General features: G+C 61.6%; 23 protein-coding genes. 12 read left to right on the plus strand and 11 right to left on the minus strand.

The window, feature by feature from the left end; translation table 11 throughout:
* The first annotated feature begins 14 nt into the window (after positions 1–14).
* Both ACSQ26_RS20615 and ACSQ26_RS20620 read left to right on the plus strand, forming a co-directional pair.
* A complete protein-coding gene (locus tag ACSQ26_RS20615; RefSeq protein ID WP_436012162.1) occupies positions 15–497 on the plus strand; it encodes a MarR family winged helix-turn-helix transcriptional regulator in 483 nt (160 codons plus the stop codon).
* Between the two features lie 127 nt (positions 498–624).
* Entirely contained in the window at positions 625–1167 is a 543-nt protein-coding gene (locus ACSQ26_RS20620) for a glutathione peroxidase (protein WP_436012164.1), read from the plus strand.
* Positions 1168–1206: 39 nt separating this feature from the next.
* Here ACSQ26_RS20620 and ACSQ26_RS20625 read toward each other — a convergent pair whose 3' ends face one another.
* Positions 1207–1533 carry a hypothetical protein gene (locus ACSQ26_RS20625; protein WP_436012166.1) on the minus strand — a complete coding sequence of 109 codons (327 nt, stop codon included), beginning with the start codon at positions 1531–1533 and terminating at the stop codon, positions 1207–1209.
* A 117-nt stretch (positions 1534–1650) separates the two neighbouring features.
* On the minus strand, positions 1651–2418 hold the full coding sequence (locus tag ACSQ26_RS20630) for an ABC transporter substrate-binding protein (protein ID WP_436012168.1): 768 nt from the start codon (positions 2416–2418) through the stop codon (positions 1651–1653).
* A gap of 136 nt (positions 2419–2554) precedes the next feature.
* On the opposite strand from ACSQ26_RS20630, the gene ACSQ26_RS20635 reads away from it, so the two are divergent.
* From ACSQ26_RS20635 to tam, 3 genes are all read left to right on the plus strand, one after another.
* The gene (locus tag ACSQ26_RS20635) at positions 2555–3493 is read left to right on the plus strand and encodes a LysR family transcriptional regulator (protein ID WP_436012170.1); all 939 of its coding nucleotides are present in this window, start codon (positions 2555–2557) and stop codon (positions 3491–3493) included.
* Between the two features lie 90 nt (positions 3494–3583).
* Positions 3584–4699: an NAD(P)/FAD-dependent oxidoreductase gene (locus ACSQ26_RS20640; RefSeq protein WP_436012172.1), complete on the plus strand. Its 1116-nt coding sequence runs from the start codon at positions 3584–3586 to the stop codon at positions 4697–4699.
* A gap of 33 nt (positions 4700–4732) precedes the next feature.
* Entirely contained in the window at positions 4733–5500 is a 768-nt protein-coding gene (gene tam / locus ACSQ26_RS20645; RefSeq protein WP_436012173.1) for a trans-aconitate 2-methyltransferase, read from the plus strand.
* Here tam and ACSQ26_RS20650 read toward each other — a convergent pair.
* A complete protein-coding gene (locus ACSQ26_RS20650; protein WP_436012175.1) occupies positions 5481–5726 on the minus strand; it encodes a hypothetical protein in 246 nt (81 codons plus the stop codon). The genes tam and ACSQ26_RS20650 overlap by 20 nt on opposite strands.
* Before the next feature lie 153 nt (positions 5727–5879).
* Here ACSQ26_RS20650 and ACSQ26_RS20655 point away from each other — a divergent pair, with 153 nt between their 5' ends.
* A complete protein-coding gene (locus ACSQ26_RS20655; protein ID WP_436012177.1) occupies positions 5880–6770 on the plus strand; it encodes a fatty acid desaturase family protein in 891 nt (296 codons plus the stop codon).
* Here the strand turns inward: ACSQ26_RS20655 and ACSQ26_RS20660 are convergent, their stop codons facing one another.
* Complete coding sequence (locus ACSQ26_RS20660) at positions 6771–7247, minus strand: hypothetical protein (RefSeq protein ID WP_436012179.1); 477 nt, start codon at positions 7245–7247, stop codon at positions 6771–6773.
* Between the two features lie 85 nt (positions 7248–7332).
* Complete coding sequence (locus ACSQ26_RS20665) at positions 7333–7698, minus strand: hypothetical protein (protein WP_436012181.1); 366 nt, start codon at positions 7696–7698, stop codon at positions 7333–7335.
* Positions 7699–8058: 360 nt separating this feature from the next.
* On the opposite strand from ACSQ26_RS20665, the gene polA reads away from it, so the two are divergent.
* From polA to ACSQ26_RS20680, 3 genes are all read left to right on the plus strand, one after another.
* Positions 8059–11049 (plus strand): DNA polymerase I, encoded by a 2991-nt coding sequence (gene polA, locus ACSQ26_RS20670; protein ID WP_436012183.1) that lies wholly within the window; start codon positions 8059–8061, stop codon positions 11047–11049.
* Positions 11050–11485: 436 nt separating this feature from the next.
* A complete protein-coding gene (locus ACSQ26_RS20675; RefSeq protein WP_436015380.1) occupies positions 11486–12421 on the plus strand; it encodes a Bug family tripartite tricarboxylate transporter substrate binding protein in 936 nt (311 codons plus the stop codon).
* A gap of 433 nt (positions 12422–12854) precedes the next feature.
* On the plus strand, positions 12855–15044 hold the full coding sequence (locus tag ACSQ26_RS20680; protein ID WP_436012185.1) for a diguanylate cyclase: 2190 nt from the start codon (positions 12855–12857) through the stop codon (positions 15042–15044).
* A gap of 300 nt (positions 15045–15344) precedes the next feature.
* Here ACSQ26_RS20680 and ACSQ26_RS20685 read toward each other — a convergent pair whose 3' ends face one another.
* Positions 15345–16244: a LysR substrate-binding domain-containing protein gene (locus tag ACSQ26_RS20685; protein ID WP_436012187.1), complete on the minus strand. Its 900-nt coding sequence runs from the start codon at positions 16242–16244 to the stop codon at positions 15345–15347.
* A 107-nt stretch (positions 16245–16351) separates the two neighbouring features.
* Here ACSQ26_RS20685 and ACSQ26_RS20690 point away from each other — a divergent pair, with 107 nt between their 5' ends.
* Positions 16352–16585: a hypothetical protein gene (locus ACSQ26_RS20690; RefSeq protein WP_436012189.1), complete on the plus strand. Its 234-nt coding sequence runs from the start codon at positions 16352–16354 to the stop codon at positions 16583–16585.
* A 75-nt stretch (positions 16586–16660) separates the two neighbouring features.
* Here ACSQ26_RS20690 and ACSQ26_RS20695 read toward each other — a convergent pair whose 3' ends face one another.
* The 4 genes from ACSQ26_RS20695 to ACSQ26_RS20710 form a co-directional block, all read right to left on the minus strand.
* Complete coding sequence (locus tag ACSQ26_RS20695; protein ID WP_436012191.1) at positions 16661–18520, minus strand: CHASE2 domain-containing protein; 1860 nt, start codon at positions 18518–18520, stop codon at positions 16661–16663.
* 348 nt (positions 18521–18868) lie between these two features.
* Positions 18869–19573 carry a Crp/Fnr family transcriptional regulator gene (locus tag ACSQ26_RS20700; protein WP_436012193.1) on the minus strand — a complete coding sequence of 235 codons (705 nt, stop codon included), beginning with the start codon at positions 19571–19573 and terminating at the stop codon, positions 18869–18871.
* A gap of 93 nt (positions 19574–19666) precedes the next feature.
* Complete coding sequence (locus ACSQ26_RS20705; protein WP_436012195.1) at positions 19667–19882, minus strand: hypothetical protein; 216 nt, start codon at positions 19880–19882, stop codon at positions 19667–19669.
* Between the two features lie 96 nt (positions 19883–19978).
* A complete protein-coding gene (locus ACSQ26_RS20710; RefSeq protein WP_436012197.1) occupies positions 19979–21064 on the minus strand; it encodes a helix-turn-helix transcriptional regulator in 1086 nt (361 codons plus the stop codon).
* A 153-nt stretch (positions 21065–21217) separates the two neighbouring features.
* Here ACSQ26_RS20710 and moeB point away from each other — a divergent pair, with 153 nt between their 5' ends.
* On the plus strand, positions 21218–21976 hold the full coding sequence (gene moeB, locus ACSQ26_RS20715) for a molybdopterin-synthase adenylyltransferase MoeB (RefSeq protein ID WP_436012199.1): 759 nt from the start codon (positions 21218–21220) through the stop codon (positions 21974–21976).
* 142 nt (positions 21977–22118) lie between these two features.
* Entirely contained in the window at positions 22119–23360 is a 1242-nt protein-coding gene (locus ACSQ26_RS20720; RefSeq protein WP_436012201.1) for a calcium-binding protein, read from the plus strand.
* Between the two features lie 230 nt (positions 23361–23590).
* Here ACSQ26_RS20720 and ACSQ26_RS20725 read toward each other — a convergent pair whose 3' ends face one another.
* The gene (locus tag ACSQ26_RS20725) at positions 23591–25300 is read right to left on the minus strand and encodes a hypothetical protein (protein ID WP_436012203.1); all 1710 of its coding nucleotides are present in this window, start codon (positions 25298–25300) and stop codon (positions 23591–23593) included.
* Positions 25301–25348 lie beyond the last annotated feature (48 nt).

Below are 25348 nucleotides of genomic sequence, written 5' to 3' on the forward strand. Positions count from 1 at the left end.
AACGATGGTAGAAAATGGAAGACATCTGTGAGTCCCTCAATCTTGCGCCCTGCGCCTGCCTCAAGACGGACTACCCGGTGAGCTTCGCCATCTTCGCCCTCGCCCGGTCGCACCGGGCGAAGGCTGCCAGCATGCTGGCCGATATCGGCCTGTTTCCGGGCCAGGAAATCCTGCTGATGCAGCTCGCCGAAAGCGACGGCAAGCCGCAAAAGACGCTCTGCGAGTCGATCGGCCTCGACCATTCGACCGTGGCAAAATCGGTCGCCAGGCTGGAACGCGATGGCCTGATCGAACGGCGGAAATGTCCCAGCGACGGCCGCATCTCGCAGGTTCACCTGACACGCAAGGGCCGCGAGATAACCGACCGGATCACCCGCGTCTGGGCCGAGCTCGAACGCCAGACGGTGGAAGGCCTGACCGCCGAGGAAAGGGCGCAACTGATGGCCACGGCAAAGAAGATCATGCCGCAGATGGCGCCAGTTTCCTGCGCGCCCTGATCAGGCGCCATCGCAGCCTGAGGCTCACGACAAATCTTGTGCGGCATCCGGCAAAGGATGTCGCGTACCCCTCGACCCCGCCGATCCGCCTTCCTATATTGGTCACTCAGCCAATGGAGCGAGAATCGTGACCGGTATCCAGCATATTCCTTTGAAACGCATCGATGGTACGACGGCACAGCTCGGCGATTACGCCGGCAAGGTGCTGCTGGTGGTGAATACCGCCTCCAAATGCGGTCTGACCGTTCAATACGAGGGGCTCGAAGCACTCTATCGTGCCCGCCGCGAGCAGGGTCTGGAAATCCTCGGCTTCCCCGCCAACAATTTCAAGGACCAGGAGCCCGGCTCCGATCAGGAGATCGCCGCCTTCTGCCAGCTCAACTATGACGTGACCTTCCCGATGTTCGCCAAGGTCTCGGTGAAGGGCGAGGATGCCCATCCGCTCTACCGCGCGCTGACCACGAAACACCCTGACATGAAGGGCGCCGAAACCTTCCGTCAGCGCATGATCGAAACCGGTCAGGGACCGGAAAGGCAGGAAGACGTGCTGTGGAATTTCGAAAAGTTCCTGATCTCCCGCAAGGGCGAGGTCATCGGCCGGTATTCCCCAAACATGAAGCCGGATGATCCGGTGCTGGTGGCCGATATCGAGAAGGCGCTGGCGGAGTAGGCCTGATCAAGTAACGCCGACGCATTCACGAAGCTACAGTTACGGGAGAACTTGCAATATCTTCCCGTAACCAACCACTTTTTGCGCCTCCTGAATGCGCCAGGTACGACCAGACCTGATTTCAGGCCGCAATTCTGGCCAAACATGAAACTCTATCGAGGCTTCGAAAGCATCGCCTGAGGTGAGATCAGGTCCGACCGGCACGGCCACGAGACCAATCGCAAACTCTTCCCGTTCCTGGTCATCTGGCCAGAAGTTGTGGTTCGGGCGGTATTGAATTCCACCGACCAGTGGCTGAGAGCGTCCATCCTGCTCCGCAGTGAGCATGGCAACTTCCGCCCGGACTCTAATCGCTTCGAGCTGCATTCTTCAGCGACCCCTTCGATGACACTGGGGTCAATCCAGCACAATCGAAAGCCGGATCGACATGAGCCGGCATTCAAGCCCGCCGCCAATGTTTTCGCAAGCGGCGTTTCGCCCCGATCACTTCATGTCATAAATATCGATCGGGAAGTATTTCGCGTTGATCTTCTGATAGGTTCCATCGGCGCGGATGGCGTCGATCGCCGCATTCAGCTTCGCGACCAGTTCCTTGTCCTCGAGCCGGACCGCAATGCCGGCACCCTTGCCGATCCATTTCTCATCGGTGATCGGCTTGCCGATCAGTTCGCAGCACTTGCCATCGTCGCTTTTCAGCCAGGCCATCAGCGGCAGCATGTCGCCGGTAGCGAGATCGAGCCGGCCATTGACCATGTCGAGATTGACCTCGTCCTGGGTCGGATAAAGCTTGATATCCGCATCCGGGTAGGTCGCTGTTGCAAATTCCGCCTGGGTCGTGCCGGATTGCGCGCCGATCGTCTTGCCCTTCATGCCTTCATTGGTGAAGTCGGTGATGCCTGATCCCTTCGGCGCGATGTGGGTCATCGGCGCCTTGAAGTAGGGCTTGGTGAAGGCCACCTTTTCGGCGCGCTCCGGCGTGATGAACATCGAGGCGATCATGAAGTCGAACTTCTTGGCTTGCAGCGCCGGGATGATGCCGTCCCAATCCTGCGTCACGACGGTGCATTCGACCTTCATTTCGGCGCAGAGCGCCATGCCGATATCGATGTCGAAGCCGCCGACCTTGCCGGAAGCGTCGATGAAATTGAACGGCGGATAGGCGCCTTCGGTGCCGATCACCAGCTTCTCGGCCGCCTGGGCGGAAAATGCGGATAAGGCGGCGAATGCCGCCGCGAGCAGGATTTTCTTCATGACAATTCCCCTGTTGCTGATGCCTTTGCGGCATCTTGCGATCAATCTATGCGCCGGCCCGGCATAAATGAAATAGATAGTTGAAATAGTCGCTATCAACCTGAATGATGCGGCTATTCATGGGGAGATCGATGAAATGGCCGAAAGCCGGCTTGAGCGCTTCGCACATAATCTCGACTGGAACCTGCTCCGCACCTTCGTCGTGGTGGTCGAGGAAGGCTCGATCACGGCAGCCGCCAATCGTCTGCTGCTGCAGCAGCCGGCCGTCTCCATGGCACTCAAACGGCTCGAACAGACAGCCGGCCACCGCCTGATCGACCGCCGCCCCGGCCGCTTCGAGGTGACCGAAGCCGGGGAGCGGCTGCACCGCCAGGCGCGTGAGATCTTCGCCGCCGTGGTGCGCCTGCCGGATGCGCTCGAAAGTGCCGGCACCGATATTTCCGGCCATGTCAGCATCCATTCGGTCAGCCATGTCCATCATCCCGGATGGGACGCCCGCCTCGCCTCCTTCTTCGACAGCCACCCCAAGGTCACGATGAGCGTTACCATCGAGACCACCGCCGATGTCATCAGCGCCATCGAGCGCGGCCTTGCCAGCATCGGCCTGTGCGACGGCATCATTCCGCCCGGGCTCGACAAGCTGCTCTACAAGCGCGAGCTCTATGCGCTGTATTGCGGCCGAGGTCATCGGTTGTTCGGCGTCAGGGATGCCGCGCTCAACGACCTGCGCGGCGACTATTACGTCGCCTTCACCGCCGATGTACTGGGCGGCCAGCACATGAATGCCATCACGGCCGTGCGCGCCATGGGTTCGTTCGGGCAGGAAGTGCGCGCCGTCTCCTCGCATGTCGAGGAGGTCATGCGGCTGATCGCGGCCAATGTCGGCATCGGCATGCTGCCCACCCATCTCACCGAACCGATGGTGATTGCGGGCGACCTCTGGCAACTGCCGCCCTATGACAATTTGCCGGCGCAGGATGTCTTCGTCATCACCAATCCCGCCGCCATGCTGAACCCGGCAGAGCGTGCATTCCTCGCCCATATGCAGGGACTGGAGCCGCTCGTTCATGCCTAGGTGAGCATCAATTTGGTTTATGTCGGCCTTTCTCGCTATAAATTTGAACGCGGTCGCGTCTGCCTGTAGCTCTCGTCTGGGGAGAGCGCCATGCAGACTTACGACATCGCAATCATCGGCGGCGGCATTGCCGGCCTGTCGCTTGCCTATTTTCTCGCAGGGACGCGTTCGGTGGTCGTGCTGGAGCGGGAAGACGCGCTGGGCTATCACGCCACCGGCCGTTCGGCCGCGGAATTCGTGTTGCGCTACAACAGCGAGGAAGTCTGCAAGCTGGCGGCGATTTCGCAGCCGTTCTTCGATACGCCCCCCGATAACTTTTCCGCTGTGCCCCTGCTCCGCCAGCGCGGCGGTATCACCATTGCCAATGCCGAGAAGGCCGGACGCCTCCGCGCCCGGTTGGAGGCGGAGGCGCCCCACGCGCCGCTGACGCTGATGACGCCGGACGAGGCTATCGAGCAGGTGCCTTTTCTCGATCCGGCCTATGTTGCCGCGGCTTTTTGCGATCCGGAATTCTGGGACATCGAGGTCGAAAGCCTGTTCCAGGGCTATGTGAAAGGCGCACGGCGGGCAGGCACAGAGATCCGGACCGGCGCCAGCGTGCGCGATATCCGCGACGATGGCCGGCACTGGCGGATCGAAACCGCCGGCGGTCCGCTCGCGGCCCGTATGCTGGTCAATGCTTCCGGCGGCTGGGCCGACGGGGTCGCGGCAATCGCGGGTGTCCTGCCAAAGGGCATCGTGCCGCACCGGCGCACCGCCGTGCTCATCGACGTTCCCGGCATGGACCTGAGCGCCATGCCCGAGATCAACGAATTGGACGAGGCGTTCTACTTCAAGCCCGATGCCGGGCGCCTGCTCGTCTCGCCCGCCGACGAGACGCCGTGCGAACCGGCCGACGTGCAGCCCGAGGAAATCGACATCGCCTGGGCGGTGCATCATTTCGAAGAAGCCACGACGATCAAGGTCGATCGCGTGCCGAAAAGCTGGGCCGGCATGCGCAGCTTTGCCCCCGACCGCCTGCCGGTGATCGGAGCAGCGCCCGACAATCCCCGCTTCTTCTGGCTCGCCGGACAGGGCGGCTACGGCATCCTCAGTTCGCCCGCGCTCGGCGCGCTTGCCGCTTCGATGCTTTGCGAAAGCACTGTCCCGGAGAGTTTTTCGCAAGTGTCGCTCGATCCCGCGCTCTTCTCGCCCGGCCGTTTCTGAATTAGGTTGGGCCGAAGCGTAGGGAGGTTCGGCATGGTGTGGTCGGCGCAACAATATGTGAAATTCGAGGACGAGCGCACGCGGCCGCCGCGCGACCTGCTGGCACAGGTGCCGCTCGAACATGTCTCGCGCGGCATCGACCTCGGCTGCGGGCCGGGTAATTCCACCGAGCTTCTGGTCGAGCGCTTCGGTCCCGACGCGATCTCCGGCCTCGACAGCGACGACGACATGCTGGCCGCTGCGGCCAAGAGGCTGCCCTATACGACGTTCCACAAGGCCGACCTCGCGACCTGGCAACCGGACCGGCCGCAGAACCTGCTCTTCGCCAATGCCGTGTTCCAGTGGCTGCCCAACCATCTCGATATTTTCGAGCGGTTGATGGACGGGCTGGCGAAAGGCGGCGTGCTGGCGGTGCAGATGCCCGACAATCTGGACGAGCCGAGCCATCGCGCGATGGAGGAGACCGCGCATGACGGGCCATGGGCGCCGCTCTTCGAGGGGCAATCCATCCGCCGGGCGCCGCTGCCGGCGCCGTCGGTTTATTACGATCGCCTTGCGCCTAAGGCATCGCGCGTCGAGATCTGGCACACGATCTACAATCATCCTCTCACTGACGCCGCCGCGATCGTCGAATGGGTCAAGGGCTCGGGCCTCAGGACCTATCTCGATCATGCCGGACCCGAGCACCGCGACGGCTTCCTGAAGGCCTATTCCGCGCGGTTGGAAAGGGCTTACCCCAGGACGGCCGATGGCAAGGTTCTGTTCCGGTTTCCCCGGCTCTTCATCGTGGCGGTGCACTGACCATCCTTTCCATCTTCGGCACCCAGCCCCTTCCAAAGCCCTTGCTCAGCAGGTGTTCGGCCGCCGCAAGCTCCTGGCGCAGGAAGGCGCAGTCCTCGATCAGCGTCGCGATGGTGGCGATCGGGTCGCCACCGTGCCAGGCGAGCGCCTGGGCGACCTCGTCCTCCGGCTGGAGAGGCGTCGGCTCGGCGAAAAGGCGCAGTTGTCCATCCCCTTGTGCTGTCACGAGAGGTCTCCTTGATACTGTGGAATGCTGACGGATATCCGTCTCAGCGATGGAATATGTTCCTATTTTGTTCTATTCCGCACGATGAGTCAAGAACGGACTTTGCGATTTGGGAATCTGCTTTTATGCTTAGACATAAGCAGGAATTTCACCATGGACCATCGCGACATCATTGCCTCGCTGACGCCGGAACAGCGTGACCGGCTGACGGAAAAATCCGATGCTGCGGGGCTCGGCCATCTCGTCGTGCACTGGGGGCTGATCGTGCTCTTGGGTGTGCTGATCGCGATACGCGTGCCGTTCTGGTGGGCGTTGATGCTGCCGCAGGGCATCCTGATCGTCTTCCTGTTCACGCTGCTGCACGAGGCGGTGCACCGGACACCGTTCAAGAGTGAATGGCTGAACGACTGGGTCGCACGGGTGTCCGGCTTCATGCTGAGCCTCGGAGCCGACTGGTTCCGCTATTTCCATTTCGCGCACCATCGCTACACGCAGGATCCCGAAAACGATCCGGAACTGGCTGGCCCCAAGCCGGAAACGATGGCGCAATATATCGTCCATGTCTCGGGCCTGCCGGTGTGGTGGGGGCAGGTCAAGGGCATGGTGGTGAACGCGTTCGGTGGTGGCAAGGCGTCGTATATTCCTGGTAAGGGCGAGGCGAAGGTGCGGCGCGAGGCGATTGCGATCCTGGCGCTTTATGCGGTGCTGATCGCGGGCTCGATCTGGCTCCGGACCGATGTGCTGCTGTGGGTGTGGATCATCCCCGCACTCCTCGGCCAGCCGTTCCTCAGGCTCTACCTGCTGGCGGAGCACGGGCGGTGTCCCTTTGTCGCCAACATGCTGGAAAACACCCGGACGACGGCGACCAATTGGGTGGTGCGCAGGCTGGCGTGGAACATGCCCTATCACGCCGAGCACCATTCCTATCCGAGCGTGCCGTTTCACCGGCTGCCGGAATTCCATGAGATCGTCGAGAACCATCTCAAGGTGACGGAAGACGGCTATGTCAGGTTCAACGCGAAATACATCGAAGGCTTGCGCTGATCACTTGACCAGCGCCGACTTCCTCTCGGCATATTCTGCTGCGGCGGCCTCGTCGGCGAAGCCGATGAAGAACATGTTGAGGCGGTGCTCATCTGTCTCGCCACGGCGCTGATAAGCCATCTCGATGGTCATGGTGGGGTGGGCGAAGCTCTCGCTCATGTCGCGCACGGTGTCGAACTTGCCGGGCGGGCGCTTGCCGTTCCAGGCGAGGAAGGCGCCGTTGGCGGCGAATTTCTCGATGCCGGCGAAGAAGGCGTCCTTCTCGGAGGCCTGGCCCTTGCGCAGCGCGGGATCGCGGACCTGGTAGGTCTCGTCGTTCTGGGTGGCGCTCGTCATGATGATGCAGCCGGCCGGATCGCGGTTGAGCGCGACGCCGCCCCGGAGGCCGAACCGCGTGAAGGCGGATTTCCGCTTGTGGTATTCGGCGAGCAGGCCGGCGATTTCGGCCACCAGTTCGGTCTGCGATTCATGTGGCATGTCATGTCCTCGAATTCTTCGTCGGGCGCGGCATTAGCACAAAGATCGGCGGATGGCAGCGGTTTTTGCGTGGGCGCGCGCCAGCCTAACGAATCTTCTTCCATCTGCGGGCGCAGATGGTGCGCGCGGGCTCCACGATGCGCGCATCCGGATCGGCCCGTAGCGCTTCGATATTGGCGACGTAAAGTTCCGACACACGCTGTTGGCTCTCTTCCGGCAGGGAATAAAAGCAGACCGGCACCAGCACTTCGCCGGCACGAATATTTGTTTTTTCCGGCGGCGCCAAGCCGGCACTGTCGGGACCGTCCAGGACGAGCGGACCGGTGCACCAGCCATTGCGCCGGCATTGGCGCACCGGGCAACCGTCGTGGGAAAGTTCGGCGACTGCCAAATGGCGCAGCACGGCGGGCGCCCAACTGTGGAAAGTCTTTTCGCTGACGGGATGCTTCATATCGGGCCTCTTGAATTGATCGCTGGAAAATGGACATGGCTTTACGGTCACGCGGCCGGTTTCGGTCCGTGGCTTGAAGGAGATTTCGGACGGGGCGCCTCGTAGAGCCTCTCTATTTGTTTGATTATGTTGCGCCACAAGGCGCCCCGTTATGCATTTAACGATAGCGCTCCTTCCCGCCAGGAAGCGCTGCAAAATCCGGTGCATCGGTCCTTGACTTGCCTGCGGCTCCGCCAGCCGCGATGTCAGTGGCCGGGCGCCGGAATTTGCCGCTGGGGTCGCCGAAAATAAGTCCGGCCGAGCGCTCTTCCACCACGCCGCAATCTTTGACTCCGCTTCTCCTCATGCTAACAAAGCGCCATGCAAAAAGGTGATCATCTCTTCCTCGTCGATGGCTCGGGCTATATTTTCCGGGCGTTCCATGCGCTGCCGGCGCTGACACGCAAATCCGACAAGCTGCCGGTGGGCGCGGTTGCCGGGTTCTGCAACATGCTGTGGAAACTGCTGGTGGATGCGCGCAACACCGATGTGGGCGTGACGCCGACGCATTTTGCCGTCATTTTCGACTATTCCTCGACCACTTTCCGCAAGGAAATCTACCCGGAATACAAGGCCAACCGTTCGGCGCCGCCGGAGGAGCTGATCCCGCAATTCGGGCTGATCCGCGAGGCGACGCGGGCGTTCAACCTGCCCTGCATCGAGCTCGAGGGATACGAGGCCGACGACATCATCGCCACCTATGCGCGCCAGGCCGAAGCCACGGGCGCGGAGGCCACCATCATCTCGTCGGACAAGGACCTGATGCAGTTGGTGACCGAACGCGTCCACATGTATGACGGCATGAAGGACAAGCAGATCTCGATACCCGAAGTGATCGAGAAATGGGGCGTGCCGCCCGAAATGATGATCGACCTGCAGGCGCTGACCGGCGACAGCACCGATAACGTGCCCGGCATTCCCGGCATCGGGCCGAAGACGGCCGCGAGCCTCCTGCTCGAATACGGCAGTCTCGACGCGCTGATGGAACGCGCCCACGAGATCAAGCAGGAGAAGCGGCGCGAGAACATCATGGCCGCGCGCGAACTGGTGAAGATTTCCAAGCTGCTGGTGACGCTGAGGCTTGACACGCCGGTGACCATGCCGCTCGCCGATCTGGCGCTCGAAAAGCAGGACGGGCCGAAGCTGATCGGGTTCCTCAAGGCGATGGAATTCACCACGCTGACACGGCGCGTGGCCGAGGCCTGCGATGTCGATGCCAATGCGATCGACGCGGCCAATGTGCCCGTCGTGTGGGACGGCGCGGCGCGCGGGCCGGATCTCGATCCGGGTGAAGGCAAGGGCATTCCGCTGCCGGAGGGTGTCGTGGCGCCCAAGGGTTCTGCCCCGCCGACCGAGCCGGAAGGGAAAGCCGGCGGCTATGCGGTGGCGGCACTGGCCAAGGCCCGGCGCGAGCATTTCGCAACCGCCAAGATCGACCATTCAACCTACGAGACGGTGCGCGACGTCGCCGCGCTGGAGCGCTGGATTGCTGCCGCGCGCGAGACGGGCGTGGTGGCCTTCGACACGGAGACCAATTCGCTCGATCCGATGCAGGCGGAGCTTGCAGGGTTCTCGCTGGCGATCGCTGATAATACCGAGAACCCGGCGGGCCAAAAGATTTCCGCCTGTTACGTGCCGGTGGGGCATAAGTCGGGCCATGGCGACCTGCTGGGCGGCGGGATTGCCGAGGGGCAGATACCGGTGCGCGAGGCCTTGGCGCTGATCAAGCCGCTGATGGAAGACCCCGCCGTGCTCAAGGTCGGCCAGAACATCAAGTACGACTGGCTGGTGATGAAGCGCCACGGCATCGTCGTCGCGCCTTTCGACGACACGATGCTGATGAGCTATGTGATCGATGGCGGCGTCAACACCAATCACGGCATGGATACGCTCTCCGAGCGCTGGCTGGGCCACAAGCCGATCGCCTACAAGGATGTGACCGGATCGGGCAAGAGTTCGGTGACCTTCGATCTTGTGGATATTCAGAAAGCCACGGCTTACGCAGCCGAGGATTCCGACATCACGATGCGGTTGTGGCTGGTGCTGAAGCCGCAGGTATCAGCCAAGGGATTGGTCAGCGTTTACGAACGTTTGGAGCGGCCGCTGGTACCCGTCATCGCGCGGATGGAGGAGCGCGGCATCTCAGTCGACCGGCAGGTTCTGTCGCGGCTCTCGGGCGAGCTCGCGCAATCGGCGGCGCGCTACGAGGAGGAGGTCTACCAGCTGGCGGGCGAGCGGTTCAATATCGGTTCGCCCAAGCAGCTCGGCGATATTCTTTTCGGCAGGATGGGTTTCGATTCCGGCGGCGGCAAGACCAAGACCGGGCAGTGGTCGACCTCGGCCCAGGTGCTGGAGGATCTGGCGGCGGCGGGTCATGAACTGCCGAGAAAAATCGTCGACTGGCGGCAGCTGACCAAGCTCAAGAGCACCTATACCGACTCGCTGCCGGGCTATATCCATGCCGACACCAAGCGGGTGCATACGAGCTATGCGATGGCGGCGACGACGACGGGGCGGCTCGCCTCGTCCGAGCCGAACCTGCAGAACATTCCGGTCAGGACAGCCGAGGGGCGCAAGATCCGCACCGCCTTCATCGCCGAGCCGGGGCATGTGCTGATCTCGGCCGACTACAGCCAGATCGAGCTACGCGTATTGGCGCATTTCGCCGATATTCCGCAATTGAAGCAGGCCTTCGCCGATGGGATCGACATCCACGCGATGACGGCATCCGAGATGTTCGGCGTGCCGGTCGAGGGCATGCCGTCGGATGTGCGCAGGCGCGCCAAGGCGATCAATTTCGGCATCATCTACGGCATCTCGGCCTTCGGGCTGGCCAACCAGCTGTCGATCGAGCGTTCGGAAGCCGGCGATTACATCAGGAAGTATTTCGAGCGGTTTCCCGGCATCAAGGACTATATGGACGGTTCCAAGGCCAAGGCGCGCGATCTCGGCTATGTCGAGACGATCTTCGGCCGGCGCATCCACTATCCGGAGATCCGTTCGTCTAACCCCTCGGTCCGGGCATTCAACGAGCGCGCCTCGATCAACGCCCCGATCCAGGGCTCGGCCGCCGACATCATCCGCCGCGCGATGATCAAGATGGAGCCGGCGCTCACTAAAGCCAAGGTCAACGCCCGCATGCTGCTGCAGGTGCATGACGAACTGATCTTCGAATCGACCGAGGCGGAAGCCGAAGGCGCGATCCCGGTGATCCGGCAGGTGATGGAACACGCGGCGATGCCGGCGGTCGATATGGCCGTGCCGCTGGCGGTGGATGCGCGGGCAGCGAGGAATTGGGACGAGGCGCATTGAGGGGTGTTATGGCGGCCGCTTCCTTCATTCCTGAGATGCCTATAGACGAAGCGGCGAAACGCCACGAAGAATGCTGGCCCGGCAGTTGATGATCCATTGCTGCCGTGATCACTTGGCTGCTTGCGGCCCAAAGGCGACATTGCCCACACGTTCGCCTCAACTCATCCGGATGCCGAGGAACGGGGAGCTCCGCCAAAAGCGTTCCAACAGCCTTCAGGACCGTTTAAGAGTGACGCGGTGACGGTCGGGCTAACCGCATCCGACTTTGTCAGGACCTAGGACGAGATCGCCGATCAGGGAAACCAAGTTGCACTGCTGGCGTTTCGCAGGCTTATAAGTAATGCTGGCAAAGTGCATTGGTCGTGCGCCACAGGCTCATATTTGGAGGAGGACAAGGATGAATTTTCGAAAGCAGATATTCGGCTTTGCTGCGCTGATGGCGTTGTTCGTATCGGCCTCGGCAAGCTGGGCCGCTAGTTTCCCCGAGCGCACCATCAAAATGGTCGTACCCTTCGCGGCAGGTGGCTCGACGGATCTGGTCGCGCGGCTTGTGGCCGACAAGATGTCGAACCTTCTTGACCAACAAATCATCGTGGAGAATGTCGGAGGTGCCGGCGGCAATATCGGCGCAACGCAAGTCGCGCGGGCAGAGCCTGACGGTTATACCATTCTGATGGGAACCGTCGCGACGCATGCCCTCAACCCGCTGATTCTGAAAACCAAGCCCTATGATCCCCAGAAGGATTTCGCACCTGTATCGCTGCTTGTCATCGTGCCGAATGTGCTGGTAGTGAACCCTCAGTTCCCCGCCAAGGACATCAATGAGCTGATCGCACTGCTTAAGAAGAATCCTGACAAATACGTCTATGCGTCCTCGGGCAACGGAACGCCGCTCCATCTCTCCGGCGAGCTGTTCAAGACGATGACAGGCGTGACCGTGGAGCACGTTCCCTACAAGGGGTCGGGACCTGCGCTCACCGATCTGCTCGGCAATCAGGTCCCCATGATGTTCGATAATCTTCCGTCGTCATCAGGGCATATCAAGAGCGGAAGCCTGAGAGCCCTGGGCGTAACGACGAAGGAGCGTGTCGCATCGTTCCCCGATGTTCCCGCCATTGCGGAGACGGTTCCTGGTTATGAAACCTACAGCTGGAACGCCCTGTTCGCACCGGCAGGTACGCCGCCGGAGGTTATTTCGACTCTTCAGCAGGCCGCCGCGAAAGCGCTGCAGGACCCTGAAGTGGTCGAGCGCATGGGTGAGTTTAGTGCGACGATCGTCGGCTCGACGCCGGAACAGTTGTCCGAGCATGTCAAGGCCGAACTCGCCAAATGGGCTCCGATCGTCAAAAGCAGCGGCATCCAGCTCGACTGAGGCGTCAAGCCGCCGACATGCCGGCGTAGTCCGTGATCCTGTCAAGAACGTCGCGAAAAGCGCCCGGGCAAGGCATCATTGGTGGCGGTTAATGGCTTGTTGCGATTGTTATATATCGAATGTGTGCAATGGGGGGGCGGCAGAGAAGGATCGCCCCCGTCTACGTTGGAACTTTTCTACATCAGACCTCGTATGGTTTCGCGCATCCGTGCGGCTCCGCTTGATGTGCGTCCTCTCACCCTTCAAAGCAGATATAGCGGAGGAACGACAGCTTTCTGTCGCACGCTCCACAATACCGGACTTTCCTTCCAATCCGGATTGCTGGCCGAAAGCGGGTTATCTCTGTTAACGACGTCTTAACAATAATGGACAAAGATTGAGATTCTGGTCGTCTTTCGCCTGTAAACTGCCGTCACATGTCTGGACGCAAACTGTGCGCATCAAAAATCAGATCATCGTTTCCGTGCTCGGCGCCACGGCCCTGATCGGGTTGGTTGGCGCGGCCGCCGTCTTGACGCAACAGCGCCTAGCCGAGGCGCACGCAGTGACGGAGGCGACCAACGTCTCCCGGCAATTCGCGCAAACGATCGCCTTCAGGCCGTCCGACGGCCAGAGTTCGCTGTTCGACCGGCCCGAGGCGCTGCGCGAATTCGTGAAGCATCATCAGCAGAGTTCGAACCGCGATTTCATCGTCGTCGACCGCAAGAAGATCATTCTGGCCGACAGTTCGGACGAAGAGCGGGTCGTCGGCCAGCCGTTCGACGAGGACGCAGGCAACGAGGTCGCCCTGACGATGGAGGACGGCGCTCCGCGCCATTTCGTCGAAGATAATCACCATGCCGAAAGACAGCATGAGCTGATTGTCGTCCCCGTGGAGTATCCAGCTGGCACGGTTGTCGGCGCAGTGCTGCTCGAATACGCGCCCGTGCTGGCGGCGGTGCAGAAGAGCGCGAGCGCGATGCAGTGGATCTTAGGCGCGTTCGCTGCGGCGGCCATGTTGGCCGCGGTCGGTCTGCTATCTATACTCCTGCGCCATTTCAATTCCGGGCTATCTAGTCTCACCGCGGGAATGAAGTCGCTGGCCGAGGGCCAGGCCGGCACGCGCATCACGAACGCTTCCGGCGACGAGTTCGGCGAACTGGCGAAGGGCTTCAACGCCATGGCGGCGGAGCTCGAAACATCGCGCGGCGAGCTGCTGGTGCAGAAATCTTACGTCGAGGACATTGTTCAGGCCGCGGCGGAGGGCATCGTCGTCATGGATGGTGACGGAAGGGTCGTTTCGGCCAATCCGGCGGCGGCGGCGATACTCGGTCTGCGGGCCGACCGGATCGCGGGCCAGGACTGGCGTTCCGTGATCACCATGGAGCAACCCAAGAATGGCGGGCCAGTTCGCGCCGCATCCCTGGTCGAACTGGCGCTGACGACCGGGCGCCAGCATCAGGCCGAATTGCGCCTGTTGCGGCCGGACGGCACCGCGATGCCTACCATTGCGAGCTGCGGCCCCCTAAGCAGCAGCCAGGGAGGCGTCGTGCTGACCTTGAGCGACATCAGTGAGCTACGCCGCGCCGAAAGGGTGGTCAGCGAGCGGGCCAATGAGCTGGCAAACGTCAACCGCGAACTACAGGAGAAATCCGAAACGACCTCCCGTCTTGTCAAGCTGGGAGAGCTTCTCCAGGCTTGCGTCACCTTCCCCGAGGCATTCTCGGTGGTCGGATCGGCGATGGCCGACTTCGTCGGCGGTCTCAGCGGCACCGTCCACCTGACGAGCGCATCGCGCAACCTGGTCGACGAGGTGGCGCATTGGGGCACCGTCCGTTCGAGCGTCGCGCAGTTCGCGCCGGAGGATTGCTGGGCGCTGCGGCGTGGACAGGAGCATATCTCCGGGCCGGAGATCCTCTCCCCGCGCTGCGCTCACATCACGGAAAACGGCAATTACGGCTATGTCTGCATGCCGCTCGCCGCGCAGGGCGAAACGCTGGGCATCCTGCACCTGTGCGAGCCCAACGCAGCCGAGAAACCCCGGTGGCTGGACGAGCGGCGGCAGATCCTGCGCGGCATCGTCGACACGCTCGCTCTGGCGCTGGCAAACCTTCGCCTGCGCGAGACGCTTCGGCAGCAGTCGATCCGCGACCCCAACACCGGGCTCTTCAATCGCCGTTACCTCGAGGAAACGAGCAGCCGCGAACTCAGGCGCATGGAGCGGTCCCATCTGCCGCTGGTCATGATCATGCTCGACGTCGATCACTTCAAGCAGTTCAACGATACGTTCGGCCACGAAGCGGGCGATCTGGTACTCAAGCAAGTGGCGGCGACGATGCTCGACAACGCCAGGGAAGCCGACGTCGTGTCACGTTATGGCGGCGAAGAGTTTGCCGTAGTTATGCCGGGAGCCTCCCTGCAGGAGGGCATCGAACGCGCGGAGGCTCTGCGCGTTGCGGTAAAGCAGCTTCACGTGACGCATCGGGGCCGCACACTTGGCACCATTACCATGTCGCTTGGCGTAGCTGCTTATCCCGAACACGGGGCGAGTTGGTCCGAGCTCGCCAATGCGGCCGACCATGCCCTTTACAAGGCCAAGGAAGAGGGACGCGACCGTGCAGTCGCGTCGGGCCGCGGGGCCTAAAGCATGTCGCAGCTATTGGGAGCCATTCTGTTGGCTCAAGCGGAGTCGTATGTTTGACCGGCCGGCGCGCGTCGTAGCCAAAGCATACGGCCAAGCCGGCCGATCAAAGAGGCGGCCCGCTTCAGCCAACCCGAAGGGCCGGGCATCTTTCCGCCATGACCTGCGGCGTCGGGTCTCGGCCGTACCTACGGGTACGACGCTCGCCCGCCGCCTTGCTCCTGACGAAAACCTGCTCCGGCAGAATGGCTCCCAATAGCTGCGACACGCTTTAGACCGAACGCCCGCCTATTCAAGCACCACTCACCCCTCCACCCTCAACCCCTTCGTCTGCTCCAGCATCCAGTCCTTGAACAGCTTGATCTTCGGCATGTTCCGGCGGCTGGTCGCGTAGACGAGCCAGTAGCTGTGGTCGTCCGTGCCCATGGTTTTGAAGGGCTGGATCAGGCGGCCGTCGGCGATGTGGGATTGATAGAGATTGCTGGTGAGGATGGCGGCGCCCTGGCCGGCGATGGCCGATACCGCTTCGTAGAACTGGGCGCCCAGGGTCGGACCCGGCCGGACGAGGTCCGGCCTGAATTCGCTGCCTGCAGCCTTGAACCAGTTGACCCACCAAGGATCGGTGTGGCCGAGCAACGGGACCTTGTAGAGATCGGCGGGCTGCCTGATGCCACCGACACTTTCGGCCAGCCGGGGGCTGAGCATGGGGGTGTAGTCGCCCTTGAACAGGAAGTGCGATGTCAGCCCGGGCCATTCACCGGCGCCGATCCGAATGCCGATGTCGAGATCCTCCTTGGTGAAATCGACCAGGCGGCTCGACGTGTCGAGCGTCACGATGATTTCGGGATGCGCCTGCTGGAACAGGCCCAGGCGCTCCGACATCCAGTTCGATGCAAAGGTCTGCATGGTGGAGATGGACAGGTGACCGGCGGCGCCTCCCCTGGCAGACTGGTACGCCTCCGACAAAAGCGAGAAGGCCTGCGTCGCCTGGGCGGCGAGCGCGGCCCCGGTTTCCGTCAACACCACCTGACGTGCTTTCCTGGTGAACAGCGGGGCACCGACCCGCTCTTCCAAGAGCTTGATCTGGTAGCTGACGGCGGCCTGGGTCATGCCCAGTTCTTCCGCCGCGCGCGTGAAGTTGCGCCACCGGGCGGCGGCCTCGAAGACGCGGATAGCGGGAAGCGGTGGTAGCTGCCAGGCCATCGATCGATAAAGCCCCCTTATGATTGATGTCGGATCTTCGATTGGAAACAAGGCGATGAAGCGCGGATACTACCCTCACTCAACAGCATTCGAAAAGGACTGTTCCGATGAATATGATCGCCGTCTCGCCAAAATCATCGTCGATCCTCAAGCTCGCCGGCGCCATGTTGGGCCGTTTGTCCAAGGTCTCCACGGCCCGGTCGAGACCTCGTTATGTGAATATTGGTGAATTCACATCCCATCTCCAGCGCGACATGGGCTTTCTTGACGGGCGCGGCGTATCGGAAGCTGAAAGCAGCCTCGATGCACGCGACCTGGAGACTCGGGATTGGATGCGGTGAAGTCCTCACGCTCCACACCTGCTTAGGAAGCGTGGTGTTACTGTCCTACCGAGCCGAGTTCGCAAAAATCCGATTTCATGTTTTCTGGACGTAATCGTCCGGCGTGAAGAGTTCCATCGAGCCGAAGCCGCGGATTTCGTGCTCGCCGAGCGGGCGGAGTTTGCGGCGGCTTTCCATGTTGGCGGCGGGGCCGACGCAGATCGTGGTGCCGAGGAACTTGTTGGCGTCCTGAAGCCGGGCGGCGAGATTGATCGAATTGCCGTGGGCGGTATAGTCGAGTTTGCCCGCCATGCCGACCTCGCCGAGCACGGCGATGCCGGTTTCGATGCCGAGCCGGGTGCGGCCGAAATCCTGGGCCTTGAAATCGGGCCGGGCACGCATCTCTTCCGTGAGCCGCGAGATCGCCAGCGCGCAATCGATCGCCTTGTTGACATGGTCGTGGAGATCTTCCGGCGCGTTGAAGAAGGCATGCACGGCGTCGCCCACGACCTTGTCGACCATGCCGCCGTGATCGGCGACCAGCTTGTTGACCTCGGCGAAATAGACATTGAGCAGCGCGACCAGCGCCTGCGGCTTGACCCGGCCGGCGAGCGTCGAGAAGCCCTCGATATCGGTGAAGAGTGCCGTGACCTGCCGCTCCTCGCCGACCACCTGGTGGGTGCCGAGCGTATCGAGATAGCGGTTGACGACGGCGCTTGGCAGATATTGCGAGAAGCGCTGGCGGGCGACTTTTTCGATACGCCGCGTTTCGGCGAATTGCGAGAAGGCGGCGACGATGAGGACCACGGCCAGCATGAAGGACACCGTGAAACCATCGGTGAGCCAGCCGGTGCGGGTATAGATAACATAGGACGCGGCGATGGTGACGAGGATGACGCAGATCCCTGTGGTGAAGATGACCCAGGGCCGGAAGCGGACGGTCATCAGCGCGATGATCAGGCCGGCAAGCAGCGTATAGCCCGCTTCGAGCGTGATGAAGCCCTCATCGCGCAGCGGCACGAAATTGGTGAGGATCGAATTGGCGAGGTCCGCATGGATCTGGGTCGAGGCGACAAGCTGGGCCCCGGCACTTTCCCTGAGTCCGCCGAGATTGGGCAGGGACGAGCCGATGAAGACGATCTTCTCCTCGAACACCCGCGAGGGCACGTTCGACGTCAGGACATCGATGGCTGAATAGGTGCGGCTGTCGATCTCTCCCGGGCGGCTGGCGACGAAGCGCATCGAGCCATCCTCGGCGAGGCTGAAGATCTCCTTGCCGAGCTTGAGCCAGGGCGGCGTGCCGCCGAGCAGCGGCGTCTTGACGTCGTAATAACGGCGCACTGCCTCGAGGCCCAGCGCCGGATAGGGTTCGGAGCCGACGATCGAGAAGGCCTGGATACGGCGGACGCGGGAATCCTCGTCGCCGATCAGGAAGGATGCGCCTGATGAGGCGGCCTTCTGCTGGAAGACCGGGCATGAGGCCTCGGCCCCGGGCAGGAACCAGAAATCCGGCACTGTCAGCGACTTGGCGATCGCCAGCGGCGGCAGCGGTCGGGGCGACTGGCCCTCGACATCGGAGAGCAGGAAGCCGAGCAGCGCCGGCGCCTTGCCCATGGCGGCCGCGAGTTTGATGTTGGTCGCGTCCTCCGGATTGCAATCGGTGGAAAAGACGAGATCGAAGGCGATCACCGAAGGATTGTCGGCGGCGATCTTCTCGATCAGTTCGGCGGTGTTGGCGCGCTGCCACTTCTGGTCGGGAACGGCTGCATAGGACTTGCGGTCGATATCGATGACGACGATGGCCGGGGACGCCGGCACCGACACAATCTGGGTCAGGCGATCGAAATAGAGCTCGCGTCCGCCTTCGAGCCAATCGTCGGGCATGAGGATAACAAGCAGCGCGGCCGCGATGCTTGCCAATATGCCGACGTGAAATGGCCTGATGCGGAAGCTCATGCTGCCTGTTTACACATTTGTACTGGGGTTGGCAGGGGGATTTGCGCCGCGTGCTGACGGCGAGGAAGCCACCCCCCTCTGTCGCTTCGCGACATCTGCCTTTCAAGGGCTATCGCATATGGAACGCCGTCGCTCGCGGCAGGCGCCCTCTTCTCCCCTTGGGGAGAAGTGCCGAGCGCATGCGAGGCGATGAGGGGTTCTCGGCCGCTTGCTCTGCGCTTCGCGCAACCCCTCATCCGACCCTTCGGGCCACCTTCTCCCCAAGGGGAGAAGAGGGAGCAAGCCGCTTGCCCATCCACCAATCCACGTACACGATCTGGAAGCTGTCCCTGCTTCAATGCTGTTCCCCTAGTCTTCGTCGGGCTCCGCCAGATGGGTGAGCCGTCTTATGTTGCAATCGATCACATTGCCTTTACGGGTGATGGCGCCCTGTTCTTCGAGGGAAAGGATCGAACGGTTGACCTTCGGCCGGCTGGCGCCAAGAATGCCGGCGATTTCGGTCTGGCTGAGCGCGATGTGCAGGCTCGCCTCGTCGGGCAGTTCGTCGCCGTGAATGTGGCGCAGCGTGGCGAGGAAGAAGCGTGCCACGCGGCTGTCGAGATCGTAAAGCGCGATGGTCTCGAGCTGATCGGTTGTCTCCCTCAGCCGCTTGCAGAGATAGCGCATGACGGCTTCGGCGGCATCCGGGTTGCGGGTGATGAGGTTCATGAATTCGGACTTGCCGATCACATAGCCTTCGGTCAGGATGGACGCCGTGGCATCGGCCGAACGGGGCTCGCCGTCGAGCACCGCCATTTCGCCGAGCAGCGTGCCGGGTTCCAGATGCCGGAGCGACAGTTCCTTGCCCTGCGAGGTGATGAGCGACAGCTTGATGCGTCCTTCGGTCACCAGGATCATGTAATTGCCATCGTCGCCCCGCTGGAAGATGACGGTGCCGGACGGCCACTTGCGCCACTGGGCCAGCGTCGCGACTTCCGCGACCAGCTCCTTGGAAAATTCCTCGAAGATGGGAAACGACCGCCAGAAGGCGGGAGACTTGTTGATTTCTGCCATTCTGAATGCCCCATGCAAGACGGACGGCAAAGCCGCTGGCGACAAACTATAGCATCAGGGCGAAAAGTTAAGTGGGAAGTGGTTGTTTTCGCTTCAGGCAGCGCGGCCGCTGAGGGCCGAGACGAGGTTTTCCGGATCGCGGACGCCGTGGCGATAAAGCTGGATGAGAGAGCGAGCCAGGAAACGTGCCTGCGCATCGTCGTCCTTCAACTCATATTCAATGCTCAGCTGTTCGAAGGCCTTGCGCAGGGCCTCGAGATCGTCCGGCTTGAACATGCCGATATCCTGCATCTCGAACAGATAGAGCATCAAGCCTCCTCCACCACGACCACTTAAAATAACATGACGGCGGCACGAGGGCGAGGAAGATTTTGGCGCAGGAATGCGCAAGATGGAACGAGGTTTCTACATTCCTGCCGGCACGAGCTGGCCGAGCAGGCGGGCGAGATCGGCCTGGCGATGGCAGCCGGTCTTGGCGAGCACGCTTTTCAGCTGGGAGCGGACTGTCTCCACGCCCTTGGCACCCAGGAGCGCGATCTGCTCGACGGTCTGACCCGAGCCGATGCGGGCGGCGAGATCGGCCTCGGTGGCGGTGAGGTCGAACAGCGCCTGGAGCAGCGGCGTGTGGGTGGTCGGCGCACGGCTCGCCTGGGTCAGGACGAGGATCGCAGCAGCCTGGTTGAACAGGTCGTGGGCTGCACGACGGACCGGCACGATATGCAGCACGCCGGGCATGTTCTCGCCCTGCGGCCTGAGCGGGATGGAGCGCACGCCGGTATCGGACAGGATCATGGCGAGCGAATCGGCCAGTTGCCGGTCGCCGTTGCGATCATGGAGGGCGATCCGGTCTGAGAGCCGCGTCGTCCAGAAAGATTCGTCGCGTTCGAACTGGGCGTTGCCGACCAGGACGGAGCCGTTCTGCCGCACGGCGCAGGCGGCGAAGCCGAGCCCCGCAAGCGTTTCCACCGATGTCCTCGCGCGCTCGAAAGAGAGGCGGGCCGACAGCATGGCCGAGCGGGCAAGATGCGGACGCAAGCCATCCAGGCGGATGATTGTTTCAGTGCTGTACGGGCCCTGCTTGTGATCGCCTTCGGCATGGAAGATGATGTTCTGCATCTCGGGCAGACGGATGACCGTCGCGGTGCCGCGGCCAAAGCCATTCGGAATGAGGTAATCCGCATAGACGGGGGTCTTGAGAATCTCTTCTTCCGTGAAGACATCGAGATCCGTCAGGAAGCCTGGATGCGACCGCGCGAGCAGACGCCGTGTGCGCTCCATGCCACCTTCATGCTTGTAGTTCTCCTCAACGAGAGTGTCGGCGGTGGCGGACGAAGTCAGCCATTTGAGCTCGTCGCCCTTCACCGAAACCATCACGCCTTCGCGGCTTTCGGCGATACCTGCAAAGTCCCTGAGAACGTCGGGCCAGAAGCCCGGCAGGACGGACGCTTCGTAAATGCGATCGACGATATCCTCACGCGGCGCTGGAATCATTCAGATCTCTCCGAGGTACATCGGCACTATGAGAGGCTAAAAATTGCCGGTCAAGACTTGAGGCCGATGTTGCCAGTACCTGGAAAACGTCTGCTGGAGCGAGTCTATTCGACCTGCTAAAGTCGGCGCTGACTTATTATGGATGGAAACCGGATGACGACCGACCCTCTTACACCAGCCGAAATCGAGCGATACGGGCGGCATATATTGCTGCCGGAGATCGGCGGGGCGGGACAGCAGAGACTGAAGAACGCCGCCGTGCTGGTGATCGGCGCCGGCGGACTGGGCTCGCCGGTGCTGGAATATCTCACGGGCGCCGGCGTCGGCACGATCGGCATCGTCGACGACGACACGGTCACGCTCTCCAACCTGCAGCGGCAGATGATCCACGGCACGCACAATGTCGGCGACAGGAAGACGCGGAGTGCCGCAGGCCGCATCCGCGAGCTCAACCCCAACGTGGTCATCGACCGGCACGAAATCCGGTTCAGCGAGGAGAACGCCTCCGGGCTGGTCTTCGGCTATGACCTGCTGATCGATGGCTCCGACAATGTCGCTACCCGCTATGCTGCAGCCGATGCGGCGGAGAAGGCACGCATTCCGTTGGTCAGCGGCGCGGTCGGCCGCTTCGATGGCTCGGTGACCGTTCTGAAACCCTATGAGGTGGGGCCGGACGGAAGACTCAATCCCGGATATCGCGATCTTTTTCCGGAAGCCCCGCCGGAGGGCATGCTGCCTGTCTGTGCCGAGACCGGCATTGTCGGCGCGCTGACCGGCGTGATCGGCACGCTGATGGCGATGGAGGCGATCAAGCTGCTGACTGGCGCCGGCGAACCGCTGGTAGGCCGGCTGATGATGTATGATGCGCTGGCTGCAAGATTTGACGTTGTGAAGTATAGAAGGCGGGAATAGAACGGCTCCGGTTGATTATCCTGCTCGCCCAAATGGAATCGTCAGGTCTTCACGCAGGTAAAATCGGCGTATGCTTTGTTTTCATCGTCCTTGCCGCCGCGCAGTCACGCAAAATGAGATGAACTCTTCGGGGGAATTGATCATGACGAACACAAACCAGACCACGAATTCCATCGGCACGGGAATTCGTTTCCAATTTGCGAGCGCCGGAGACAGCTATCACGTGTTTTCGCCGGTGACGGTGGAATCGACGGACAATTATGCAATATATGGAAACTTCGGCAACCAGTATCTGTTTGTCGATGGATTTGTCCGTTCCACCACCTTCGCCATCGGACTCCACGGCGGCAACAACGAGGTATATCTCGGAGCTTCGGCAAGCGTGACTTCGACGCTCCAGAGCGCAGGAGGCGTCACAGTGTGGCTTACCGGCGGAAGCTCGACGCTGACGAACCATGGAAAGATTGTCGCTTCGAGCGCCATCGGGGTGCTTTTTGCCGAGGGCGGCAATGACATGTTGAACGCCGGTACCATCGAGGGTGCGAGCGGCGTTTTCATTGGACTGGCGGGGTCTGCAGGCGACAGCCTCGTCAATGAACGCACGATTTCGGCAAACGACTACGACGATGCGAACGTCAACTACAGATTCAACAACGGCGTGTACGCGGAAGGCGCTGATTCCATCATCGTCAACCGGGCCGGCGGCAAGATATCCGCGATTTCCAGCGAGGGCGCGGGCGTCGCGATAGGCTTTTATGTCGGCACTGGCGGCGATGGGTCGCAGGTCGAAAACCACGGCACGATCCAATCGCTGCAATGGTATGGCGTCGACTTCGCCAACATGGTGGATACGGAGACCGCCAGCCTTGAAAACCATGGCACGATCAAAGGCGGCAGCGGCGCGTTCAGGGGCAATGCGACCGGCGAGGTGATTATCAACAGGGGCAAGATGATCGGTGATGTCGAGCTTGGCGCGGGCGACGACGTGTTCGACGGCGACAAGGGAAGCGTCAGGGGTGCCATTCTCGGGGGAGCGGGCAACGACTACATCTTCGGCGGCAAGGGCAACGAATCCATCAACGGCGGGCTGAACGACGACATCGTTATCGGAGGCAAGGGCCGGGACACGCTGTTCGGCGATCTCGGCATCGATACCTTCGTTCTCCGCACGGGCTTCGGCCAGGATGTCGTTCAAGACTTCATAGATGGCACCGACCTGATCGATCTGTCCCGTCTGAAAGATGTCAGGAATTTCAACGATTTGCAGGACAACCATCTCGAGAAGCACGGCAACGACATGTGGATCGTCGCCAAGGGCGGCGATGGGCTGATACTGAAGAATGTGGCGCCGGGGGACGTGGACGGGGCCGATTTCATATTTTAGAGCGTCTCTGAAACTTCTCCGCCCCTGCTCCCGTAGATGCATTATCGGTGCTGCATTCCGGGAGGAACGGAGATGGATACGCACGAAATGTCAGGCGCAAGCAACTGGATCAATGCCTTTGCGGTCTCGGTCCTGATCTGGGCCGCAGTCATCGCCGGGCTGTCGATGCTTTAGAGCCTCTTGCATTGAGCCCTCCCCGCCAGGCGGGGAGGGCCGATGATACAAAAGCGTCAGACGGCGAAGGTGAAGTCGGTATCGACCAACGACGCTTCCAGAACGCCGTCAATGATCAGGATGTCGTCACCGACCTTGATCCGGACGCTGCCGTCGACATCCGTCGCGTTCTCCAGCAGAGTGGCGAAGTCGGTGATTGCCGCCCAGTTCGTCAGGTCGATCTTGTCAGTGCCGACGACGAAATCGGCGATCGTGTCCGTGCCACCGTTGTTGCCGAACACAAAGGTGTCGATGCCCGCGCCGCCGGTCAGCACGTTGTCGCCCTTGTTGCCGGTGAGTGTGTTTGCGAGATCGTTGCCGGTGCCATCGATGTCGTTGCCGCCGGTGAGGACGAGGTTTTCGACATTGTCCGTGAGCGTGTAGGTGAAAGCGGACTTGACGGTGTCGATGCCAAAGGAGACGACAGCGTCCCCATTGTCCACATCGACATAATCCGCACTTTCGACGAGCTTGTCCGTCGCCTTGCCTGCTATCAGCGTGTCATCGCCCATGCCGCCGAAAATCTTGCCGATGAGCTTGCCGCCGACATGGTCGAACGTGTCGTTGCCGTCGCCAAGAACGACGTTGCCCTTGATCAGCCCGGCGGTGTTCGTCATCACGTCGTCGCCCGCACCGAGGAAGACGTCGCCATAGACTTTGCCGCTGTTATTGACGGTTTCCGCGCCGGCGAAACCGAAGATCGCCGCAGACGAAATCGGCAGGAGAGCCGCCATTTCCTCGGGAAGGACCAGCGAGAGGGTTACCCTGATCGTTCCTGCATTGGTGATGGTCGAAGACATGCCGTCCATCGAGAAGGCGCCCATGCCGATGACGCCGGAAATGATCTCCGCGCCCTTCGCGTTGATCAGCGTCATGCCGGGGGACATCAGGCCGAGCATGCCGACGGCGGCAATGATTGTGCCGTCGTTCTGAAGCTTGAGCGTGCCGAATTCGACTGGTTCCTCGCCGGTGGGAATGGTGCCGCCGATAATGCCGACGAGGCCCTCGATTTCACCGTTCTTGCCGTTCTTGCCGTTCTTGAGCACCTGGTTGTCAGTCTGGAAACCAGCGATACCGACCAGCGATTCGATGCTGCCATTGTTGGTGAGCTTCGTGGTGGTGGCGGCGGCCAGAGGTGCTGCCACCATCGCAGCGCCGAAGGCGGGCACAAGCCCTCCAAGATTGAGGCTGCCGGACATCATACCGACGATGCCGGTATCGATGTCGCCACCATTGGTCGCGGAAGAACCCAGACCGGCGACGGTGACACCGAACAGGCCATTGATCTCCGCACCATTGGCGATCGTTACCTTGCTGCTTTCGCCGCCGACGAAAACCGTGCCAAACGTCAGGCCACTCAGTGCAGCGGCTTCCGAAAGGCTGGTGATGCCAATGCCGAGGCCGCCGTTCAGGTCGGCCGTCTTGCCGATCTTGATCGTAGTGTCGTCTCCGAAGGTCGCCATGGCACCAAAAAGGCCGGTGACCTTGCCGTCGATCTTGTAGCTGTTGCCCGAGATATCGGGCGTGGTCGCGATATCTTCAGCGATGCCGTAGCCGAACAGCAGGCTGAAGCTCGTGGGCGCCTCTTCCCCTTCCTCGGGAACGAGGTCGCTCAGATCGATTTCGCCGCCGTAGTGAACGAACGCCTTCTTGTCGAGCTCGATCTCGCTGTCGGAGTCGGTAATGATTTGGCTTTCATCGTGGAAGCCCTTGATTTTGATGGCCATGCTGAAATCTCCCGAAAATCGTTGTCATTATAAATTCAGGTAAAGGCC

This window comes from Rhizobium sp. LjRoot254, assembly GCF_964254105.1.
Lineage (GTDB): Bacteria > Pseudomonadota > Alphaproteobacteria > Rhizobiales > Rhizobiaceae > Rhizobium_E.

Bases quoted from the DNA above. Each gene is read 5' to 3' on its own strand.
- ACSQ26_RS20615 (WP_436012162.1), top strand. From the start codon at position 15: ATGGAAGACATCTGTGAGTCCCTCAATCTTGCGCCCTGCGCCTGCCTC.
- ACSQ26_RS20625 (WP_436012166.1), bottom strand. From the start codon at position 1,533: ATGCAGCTCGAAGCGATTAGAGTCCGGGCGGAAGTTGCCATGCTCACT.
- ACSQ26_RS20630 (WP_436012168.1), bottom strand. From the start codon at position 2,418: ATGAAGAAAATCCTGCTCGCGGCGGCATTCGCCGCCTTATCCGCATTT.
- ACSQ26_RS20635 (WP_436012170.1), top strand. From the start codon at position 2,555: ATGGCCGAAAGCCGGCTTGAGCGCTTCGCACATAATCTCGACTGGAAC.
- ACSQ26_RS20640 (WP_436012172.1), top strand. From the start codon at position 3,584: ATGCAGACTTACGACATCGCAATCATCGGCGGCGGCATTGCCGGCCTG.
- tam (WP_436012173.1), top strand. From the start codon at position 4,733: ATGGTGTGGTCGGCGCAACAATATGTGAAATTCGAGGACGAGCGCACG.
- ACSQ26_RS20655 (WP_436012177.1), top strand. From the start codon at position 5,880: ATGGACCATCGCGACATCATTGCCTCGCTGACGCCGGAACAGCGTGAC.
- ACSQ26_RS20660 (WP_436012179.1), bottom strand. From the start codon at position 7,247: ATGCCACATGAATCGCAGACCGAACTGGTGGCCGAAATCGCCGGCCTG.
- ACSQ26_RS20665 (WP_436012181.1), bottom strand. From the start codon at position 7,698: ATGAAGCATCCCGTCAGCGAAAAGACTTTCCACAGTTGGGCGCCCGCC.
- polA (WP_436012183.1), top strand. From the start codon at position 8,059: ATGCAAAAAGGTGATCATCTCTTCCTCGTCGATGGCTCGGGCTATATT.
- ACSQ26_RS20675 (WP_436015380.1), top strand. From the start codon at position 11,486: ATGGCGTTGTTCGTATCGGCCTCGGCAAGCTGGGCCGCTAGTTTCCCC.
- ACSQ26_RS20685 (WP_436012187.1), bottom strand. From the start codon at position 16,244: ATGGCCTGGCAGCTACCACCGCTTCCCGCTATCCGCGTCTTCGAGGCC.
- ACSQ26_RS20690 (WP_436012189.1), top strand. From the start codon at position 16,352: ATGAATATGATCGCCGTCTCGCCAAAATCATCGTCGATCCTCAAGCTC.
- ACSQ26_RS20695 (WP_436012191.1), bottom strand. From the start codon at position 18,520: ATGAGCTTCCGCATCAGGCCATTTCACGTCGGCATATTGGCAAGCATC.
- ACSQ26_RS20700 (WP_436012193.1), bottom strand. From the start codon at position 19,573: ATGGCAGAAATCAACAAGTCTCCCGCCTTCTGGCGGTCGTTTCCCATC.
- ACSQ26_RS20705 (WP_436012195.1), bottom strand. From the start codon at position 19,882: ATGCTCTATCTGTTCGAGATGCAGGATATCGGCATGTTCAAGCCGGAC.
- ACSQ26_RS20710 (WP_436012197.1), bottom strand. From the start codon at position 21,064: ATGATTCCAGCGCCGCGTGAGGATATCGTCGATCGCATTTACGAAGCG.
- moeB (WP_436012199.1), top strand. From the start codon at position 21,218: ATGACGACCGACCCTCTTACACCAGCCGAAATCGAGCGATACGGGCGG.
- ACSQ26_RS20720 (WP_436012201.1), top strand. From the start codon at position 22,119: ATGACGAACACAAACCAGACCACGAATTCCATCGGCACGGGAATTCGT.
- ACSQ26_RS20725 (WP_436012203.1), bottom strand. From the start codon at position 25,300: ATGGCCATCAAAATCAAGGGCTTCCACGATGAAAGCCAAATCATTACC.